Source organism: Bacillus sp. FJAT-53060, assembly GCF_037104745.1.
GTDB classification, from domain to species: domain Bacteria; phylum Bacillota; class Bacilli; order Bacillales; family Bacillaceae; genus Bacillus; species Bacillus stratosphericus_B.
Genome location: NZ_JBAWSW010000068.1, coordinates 1 through 7,388 on the forward strand (window position 1 = coordinate 1; position 7,388 = coordinate 7,388).

The window sequence follows — 7,388 nt, forward strand, 5'->3', positions numbered from 1 at the left end:
GTTATCGAGAACTTCTTCGGTATCTTAAAGTCTGAATTTCTATACCTAAAAGAATTTGAGGACATCGAACACTTCAAGCAAGAACTTGAACAATATATTGATTACTACAATCACACACGTATAAAGACGAAACTAAAAGGCATGAGTCCGATACAATATCGAACTCATGCCTCGAAAGCTGTCTAATAAATACCGTGTCTAACTTAAGGGGGTCACTTCACCTGCTTGCAAAGGCCTCTCTTTTTTTATTCGTCGTTATTCCTCTTTACCCCGACTACTTGGTCCTTTGAGATGGTCCCAAAATGCCGACTGTCAAAGCTATGCAATCGGTTATCTCCGATCACGAAGAAATGATTGTTTTGTATTTTATCGTGCCCTGTGATGTCTTCTAGGTGAAAATCACCTGTCAGGACGTTCCCCATTTTATGTTCTTTCTGCTCTTTTAAATACGGCTCTTTCCATTTTTCACCATCGATAAATAGCTGATCATTATGATACTTGATCGTTTCTCCGGGAAGACCAATGACCCGTTTGATCAAAATTTGATTTTTAGACCCATGAAATAGAACGTAATCAAATCGGCTAATTTTCGTGAGTTTTGGCGAGAACTTGTTGATTATTAATTCTGTTCCATCTGTAAATGTCGGGTCCATACTAACCCCTTCTACTTTGTATGTGACAAACATGAAATTCTTTACTTGGAACAATAAGACTATGCATGTAATAATCATCAACCATAGTAATGGCTTCTTCTTCATTAAGAGCTTCCTTTCTCCTCACGCTTGATCATTCGAAAGTTCAACCAATTTTCTACTCTCTTTCCAACATACCATAATAAAGCGATGACTAGAACCGCAAAAACACTTCTTAACGGATTCTTTACTAAATCAGAAAGATCATAGCCAATAAAACTGATGATAAAAATCATGACACACTTACCTGATAAAACGGCTAATAAAAATTGCCAGTTACTCATTCTTGATAGGCCTGCTACTACATTGACGGCAGCAGAAGGCGTGAAAGGAAAGCAGAGTAAAATAAACAACGGGCCAAACCCCCGCTTTTCCACCCAAAGCATCAGCTTCTTAATGGAAGGGTGTCTGCTAATAAAGTTCAGCATCCTCATCTGTCCAAATTTTCTAATCAGTATAAAGACAAGGATAGACCCTGCACTGGCTCCAATCCACGTCAATAAAAAGCCTTCCCAAAGTCCGAAGGCATTTGCATTAGCCACAGCAAAAGCAACAAGAGGTAAAAACGGAAGAAATGCTTCTATTAAAGGGAGCAATATGGCCACAATTGGTCCAAAGGCCTTATAGCTCTCGAAAAATGATGTGATATTTTCATGAGTAAATATGGATAGAAATGATGACAACTTGTTTGACTCCTTCAAGGTTTGTCTACTTTTCATTTTACATAGAAAACCTAAAAATACAAATGCAGCCCTCAACCCCTTGAGATTTTTTGCCTCATTGGATATAATAAATAAGAACAAATGTTCTATACAAAGAAAGCAGGCATGGACATGACGAGACTATCAAGAATACATCTTCAGATGATGGAACAGGCCATCTTTTTTCCAATGGTTATCTCCATCCTCAATCGCGACTTGGCCCAATTAAAAGAACATCAACCATTTAAACTAAATGAACCATATATTCAGCTTGTCACCTCTGCATTAAAAGAAACGCAAAAAGAACTTTATCAATTGAAACAGGATCTACATAAAAAAAAAATGAAGGTACAGCAAATTGAACACGATGAAGCGTTTACGACGTATTTATTTGTGATGAATGGCTATGAAGAAAAACATAAATACTTTAATCCACGTATACGGCATCGTGTAGAGGAGCTGCTTACTCGTTATTTTCTCCATCAGGCAAAATAAAAATAGTTAAAAGTTTCTGTATCAGCACCTCTACAAACAGGAGCCATACAGAAACGACACAATTTACAAGTGCAGCCTACACAACGTTTCCCTCGCTGAACACAAGTGAAGGAAGAAAAGTGTATGATCCCAGATGACTTTAAATTCGTGTAGTACCGAACGATGCCAGCAACTCTGGAACTATTAAAAGTAAAAAAGCCTGCCACAGCGGCAAGCTTCTTCCCATTTATGATAATTCAAGTTGTTTTCTCATTTCTTGAGTTACTTCATCTAATCCTGGTCCATCTAACTCAAAGTAAAACACATTTCCAGTGATAATCGTGCCCCTTTAGCTGTATGGTATCCACTGACTTTAGTGAACTCAGTAAAGGGAAAGACCAAAAAACTGATTCATGGATAGATTGGTTGAGACATTATCACCAAATGTATCAATGATGTTGTCATATGACGGTATCGATGAAATGGATTTAGATTTTTCAAAGATGGATTGAAGTGATTCCATTTAGCGCTTTCCGCACATAAGGTCACTATCTACCTTTCTCGTTCTCACAAACGCTAATGCTTCATCACCACTTAGCGTATGTGCCTGTTTGCACATGAACTTGTCCCTTTAAATCCTTGTCCAAAAGAAGACAAAGGGCTAAAATAATAGCCCTTTGTCAACAATCTAAGCCGCTCGAAACGAGCAGCTTTCATCATTATTATTGTTCAATTCCTTGTTTGACTTCATCCATCATGGCAGTTAATGATACAAGACCTCCGCCAGATAAATACCACATGTCAGAGTTCAAATACACCACATGGTTGTTTTTGATCGCTTTGACTGATTTCACATAATCATTTTCAACAAGCTGCTTCGCAGATGTTTCTTCTCCGATCGCTGCGCCTCGATCAACGACAAATAAGTAATCCGGATTCGTTTTGACCATGTACTCATACGAAATGCTTTGTCCGTGTTTGTCAGATGGCTTAAGCTTTTGATCTGCCGGCGTAATACCAAACACATCATGGATGAGACCGTATCTTGACTTAGGACCAAACGCAGTCATTTTGCTATCGTTGGCCATGATCATCAAACCATCTTGCTTTAACGCTTTTGCTTGTTTCTTTAATGCTTCCACTTTCTGATCAATGGCTGCAAGTTCTTTTTTGACTTCGTCTTCCTTATCAAAAATCTCCCCTAACGTCGTGGCATTCTTTTTAAATGATTCCATATAGTTGGCATTGTCTACATCCATCAAAATCGTAGGGGCAATTTTAGAAAATTCATCGAATGCATCTGCTTGACGGTGCTGAATAATAATCAAATCTGGATCTAACTCTGCAATTTTTTCAAAGTTCGGCTCTTTTAAACCGCCGACATTCTCATATTTATCATCCTCATATTTGGATAGATATTTTGGCACCACTTGTTTTGGTAATGCTGTCACATTTACACCTAGCTTGTCTAGCGTATCAAGACTTCCCATATCAAACACAACGACTTTTTTTGGGTTTTTCTTGATCTTCACACCATCTTTATTCAGCATGTCCTTTACCGTCACGGTTTCCTCATTTGTTCCTTCTGTTTTCCCTTGGTTACCGCAGGCAGCGAGTACAACGATCGCTGTTAATACAGTCATCATCCATATCCATTTTTTCATGCTTGATCACCTCTTCATGTTTTTAAGAAAAATATAAGCAAATACGCTCACTTTGAATGACTTCAATCGGTATGCGCATGTCATAAATTTGTTCAAGTGTATTTGTTTGAATCACTTCATCTACTTCGCCTTCTTTGATCACCTGTCCATCTTTTAAGGCGATGATATGATCGGAATACACAGATGCAAAGTTAATATCATGGAGAACCACAACAATCGTTTTCCCAAGATCGTTGACGAGCTGTTTAAATAGTTTCATCATCTCAACAGAATGATTCATATCCAAATTGTTTAAAGGCTCATCTAAGAAAATATAATCCGTATCCTGAGCCAGCACCATCGCAATAAAGGCTCTTTGCCTTTGTCCTCCGCTTAGTTCATCCAAGTATTGATGCTGGATATCGACGAGCCTCATGTATTGAAGGGACACATCGATCATCTTCTCATCTTCTTTTGTCAGATGGCCTTGGGAATAAGGAAAGCGGCCAAAGCTGACGAGCTCCCGAACGGTCAGGCGTACACTCATGTGATTGGACTGCTTTAAAATACTCATCTTTTTCGCAAGCTCTTGCGGAGGGTACACGCTATATGGTTTGTCCTCTAAATAAGGTGCGCCTGTGTCTGGCTGAATCAGGCGGCTCATGATGGACAAAAGCGTACTTTTGCCCGCACCATTTGGACCAATGAGAGAGGTCAGCTGTCCCTTTTTCACACTGACAGTTGTTTCGTGAAGCACTGTTTTTCCGTTATATGTCTTACTGACTTCCTTCATCACGACCATGAACGACTCTCCTTTAAAAGTAAGTAAATAAAATACAATCCGCCCACTAAATCAATCAAAACACTAAGTGGCGTTTGAAAGGTAAATACCTTTTCGACAAGAAACTCCCCGCCTACAAGGGCAATGACACTAATGAAAAAAGAGCCTAATAGCAAGTACGTATGCCGATATGTACGAAATAGCTCTCTTGCTACGTTTACGACAAGTAAGCCAAGAAATGTAATCGGGCCGACGAGGGCAGTTGCAATAGAAACAAGAACGGCAATGACGATCAGCATCTTTTTTGTGATACCGTCATAGTCAATTCCGAGATTTACAGCATGCTCCTTTCCTAACGACACCACATCTAATTTAGCGCGGAATGACCAAATATAAAGACAAAGCGCCAAAAATAAAACAGAAGCGATGAGTAGGATATCTGTGTTCATATGATTAAAGCTTGCAAAGGATTTATCCTGTACGACCTGGTATTCATTTGGATCAATGAGCATTTCCATAAAAGAAGAAAGACTTTTGAACAATGTACCAAATACAATCCCGATAAGCAGGAGTAAGAAAATGTGCTTGTTTTTGCGTTTAAACATCACCGTATAAAGCAGCACGGAAAAAAGAATCATCAACCCAACGCAAATGAAAAAATTCAGGTTTTTATTGACGATCATGAAATTGGTTGATCCAAAAAGATAAATAATCGCTGTTTGCAAGAACAAGTACAGTGCGTCTAACCCAAGGATGCTTGGTGTTAAGATTCGGTTATTCGTTAAGGTTTGGAACACAACAGATGAAAACGCAATAGCCCCTCCCGTTAATGTCATCGCAAGCACCTTTTTTAAACGGCTTGGCACTGTGTATTGCCAGTACCCCATTTGAAAGGTAATAAAGATGACGACAAGCACTGTTGCAATGGCTGCAACGAGGAATAATGTATGTTTTTTACGCATAGCGTTTCCTCCTTAATAACATGTACAGGAAGACCGCACTTCCAATGATGCCTACCATGAGCCCAACAGAAATTTCATATGGATATATGATTACCCTTCCGAGCACATCACAAATAAGAACAAAAATAGCCCCCAGTAAGGCTGTATGTGGCAGGCTCTTTTTCAGGTGATCACCTCGATAGATCGATACAATATTAGGAATGATTAAGCCGAGAAATGGTAGCATTCCGACAGTCAAAATCGTGACAGAAGTCATCATGGAAACGATCACCAAACCAACCGCCATCACACGTTTATACGTTAAACCTAAGTTGACAGCAAAGCTCTCTCCCATACCCGCCACTGTAAAGCGGTCAGCATATAAATACGTGATGATCAAAAGTGGAACACTCATATAGAGCAGTTCATAACGTCCCTGAACAATAAGAGAAAAATCCCCTTGAAGCCATGCGGATACGTTTTGGATCAGATCATATTTATAAGCTATAAATGTGGAGATTGAACTGACGATCCCGCCGAACATTAAGCCGACTAACGGTACATAGATCGTGTCATTCACCTTAATATGGCGCAGGATTTTTAAGAATAGGAGATTACCAACTAAAGTAAATAGAAATGCGATCCCCATTTTCATGAGCGGGCTCGCATGTGTAAAAACGAGCATGCCGACTAAAATACCCAGCTTGGCCCAATCCATTGTGCCTGCAGTGGTCGGTGAAACAAATTTATTTCTCGTCATGCTTTGCATGATGAATCCGCATAAACTAAGGCTCATGCCGGCAAGCACATTACTCACCAATCGTGGGATGCGACTTGAAAATAAAGTATGCATCTGAACATCCGTTAGATGAAATAGCTGTAAGACGGAAAGGTCCTGTACACCAATAAACAGCGATGCAAATGCCAAACTCGCAAATAACAAACTCAATTGATACAACTTCATACAGATTTCTCACTTTCTATCAAGCTCTCCGCTACAAATGATTATCATTATCAATTAAGCGACATTCATATAATATCACATCTAGTGATATTTTCAATAGAAGAATGGGAAAGGATTGATTCACATAAAAAACACCATATGAAATCAGCTGCTTTCAAATCGTGTTAACAGGCTGCACTCAGCAAGACATTGACTTGATTTTCCTCAAAAAAGGGGACACGGTGGCTGTTGAAGATCCAGATTTCCCTGGCGCTAGGCTTTCTTTTTTACACGTGAAATGAACATTTTCCCCGCATCAGTAGATGGAAGGTATGATCGTGGACACATTGTCTCAGCGAACAAAAATGATTGCTGTGACGCCCTCCCACCAGCGACCAACCGGTGTATATATGAGTGTAAACAGAAGACAACAGCTGCTACAATTTGCTGTCAGCCATCGGTCTTATAATTAGAGGATGATTTTGATGGTGAATACCGTTACCATGGCGGCCCGCTTCCTTCTTTATTTTGAGAAGCACCGGAACATGTTTTATATATCTTAAGCTTTTCAAAGGTGCTGCACCGGGCATCCGTCTTGCTGCAATCATCGACTCCAACACTGTCATTAGAGAAATTGATAGGAATACACCGGTTAAAGCAAATACTTCACATCTAAAAAAGCCTAGAAGAAAACCCGGGACTGACCCCCGTTTTTGAAACAGGGATCAAAACACCTTTATACAGCCAATTGCCGATAGTTTATCGGTGATTGGTTGTTTATTTTTGTTTGAATACGAATGTTGTTATAATAATAAATGTATTCTTTGACAGTGCGTTCTACGATGTTGGTCGTAGTTCGATCAATCCTGTTAAGATAGAACGTTTCAGACTTTAGTGAGGAATGGAACGATTCGATGGAGGCATTATCAGCGGGTGTCCCTTTACGGGACATGCTCATGGTAATGCCTTTTATATGAACAGCTTTCTGATACTCGTAAGATGTATACACAGAACCTTGATCGCTATGTAACACGCAGTTCTTAGGCAGTGCTGGGAGCTGATCAAGTGTGTTTAAGATAAAGTCTGTGTCCTGCTTATCACCAATATTAAAAGCAATCACTTCTCCATTATATAAATCCAATATACTGGAAAGGTACAATTGTTTCTGTCCATAAGGCAAATATGTGATGTCCGTTACTAGTTTTTCAAGAGG

The 7,388-nt window shown here is 39.5% G+C and carries 9 protein-coding genes and 1 pseudogene; 2 read left to right on the forward strand and 8 right to left on the reverse strand.

The annotated features are described in order from the left end of the window. Nucleotides 1–186, forward strand: a 186-nt coding sequence (locus WAX46_RS15240; protein ID WP_336493384.1) for an IS3 family transposase, incomplete at its 5' end; no start/stop codon positions are given. Between the two features lie 59 nt (nucleotides 187–245). Here the strand turns inward: WAX46_RS15240 and lepB are convergent. Together lepB and WAX46_RS15250 are read right to left on the reverse strand one after the other, a co-directional pair. Next, nucleotides 246–758, reverse strand: coding sequence for a signal peptidase I (lepB, locus tag WAX46_RS15245; RefSeq protein ID WP_336494288.1), 513 nt, complete (start codon nucleotides 756–758; stop codon nucleotides 246–248). Then, nucleotides 758–1,375, reverse strand: coding sequence for a TVP38/TMEM64 family protein (locus WAX46_RS15250; protein ID WP_336494289.1), 618 nt, complete (start codon nucleotides 1,373–1,375; stop codon nucleotides 758–760). Before WAX46_RS15250 ends, lepB begins: the two co-directional genes overlap by 1 nt. A gap of 150 nt (nucleotides 1,376–1,525) precedes the next feature. Here WAX46_RS15250 and WAX46_RS15255 point away from each other — a divergent pair, with 150 nt between their 5' ends. Further along, nucleotides 1,526–1,888, forward strand: coding sequence for a hypothetical protein (locus WAX46_RS15255; protein ID WP_226570169.1), 363 nt, complete (start codon nucleotides 1,526–1,528; stop codon nucleotides 1,886–1,888). A gap of 226 nt (nucleotides 1,889–2,114) precedes the next feature. Here the strand turns inward: WAX46_RS15255 and WAX46_RS15260 are convergent. From WAX46_RS15260 to WAX46_RS15285, 6 genes and pseudogenes are all read right to left on the reverse strand, one after another. Then, nucleotides 2,115–2,514: pseudogene (locus WAX46_RS15260) on the reverse strand (LCP family glycopolymer transferase); the annotation flags it as partial. Nucleotides 2,515–2,589: 75 nt separating this feature from the next. After that, nucleotides 2,590–3,531: a siderophore ABC transporter substrate-binding protein gene (locus WAX46_RS15265; RefSeq protein ID WP_336494290.1), complete on the reverse strand. Its 942-nt coding sequence runs from the start codon at nucleotides 3,529–3,531 to the stop codon at nucleotides 2,590–2,592. Between the two features lie 22 nt (nucleotides 3,532–3,553). Then, on the reverse strand, nucleotides 3,554–4,312 hold the full coding sequence (locus WAX46_RS15270) for an iron ABC transporter ATP-binding protein (RefSeq protein ID WP_226570165.1): 759 nt from the start codon (nucleotides 4,310–4,312) through the stop codon (nucleotides 3,554–3,556). Then, a complete protein-coding gene (locus tag WAX46_RS15275; RefSeq protein ID WP_336494291.1) occupies nucleotides 4,303–5,253 on the reverse strand; it encodes an iron chelate uptake ABC transporter family permease subunit in 951 nt (316 codons plus the stop codon). Before WAX46_RS15275 ends, WAX46_RS15270 begins: the two co-directional genes overlap by 10 nt. Beyond that, nucleotides 5,246–6,196 carry an ABC transporter permease gene (locus WAX46_RS15280; RefSeq protein ID WP_226570161.1) on the reverse strand — a complete coding sequence of 317 codons (951 nt, stop codon included), beginning with the start codon at nucleotides 6,194–6,196 and terminating at the stop codon, nucleotides 5,246–5,248. Before WAX46_RS15280 ends, WAX46_RS15275 begins: the two co-directional genes overlap by 8 nt. 715 nt (nucleotides 6,197–6,911) lie before the next feature. After that, on the reverse strand, nucleotides 6,912–7,388 hold a 477-nt coding region (locus WAX46_RS15285; protein ID WP_336494292.1), incomplete at its 5' end, for an IS3 family transposase.

What these genes read in the sequence shown, in the direction of transcription:
- WAX46_RS15255 (WP_226570169.1), top strand. Translation starts at nt 1,526, where the DNA reads ATGACGAGACTATCAAGAATACATCTTCAGATGATGGAACAGGCCATC.
- WAX46_RS15280 (WP_226570161.1), bottom strand. Translation starts at nt 6,196, where the DNA reads ATGAAGTTGTATCAATTGAGTTTGTTATTTGCGAGTTTGGCATTTGCA.
- WAX46_RS15270 (WP_226570165.1), bottom strand. Translation starts at nt 4,312, where the DNA reads ATGGTCGTGATGAAGGAAGTCAGTAAGACATATAACGGAAAAACAGTG.
- WAX46_RS15265 (WP_336494290.1), bottom strand. Translation starts at nt 3,531, where the DNA reads ATGAAAAAATGGATATGGATGATGACTGTATTAACAGCGATCGTTGTA.
- WAX46_RS15275 (WP_336494291.1), bottom strand. Translation starts at nt 5,253, where the DNA reads ATGCGTAAAAAACATACATTATTCCTCGTTGCAGCCATTGCAACAGTG.
- lepB (WP_336494288.1), bottom strand. Translation starts at nt 758, where the DNA reads ATGAAGAAGAAGCCATTACTATGGTTGATGATTATTACATGCATAGTC.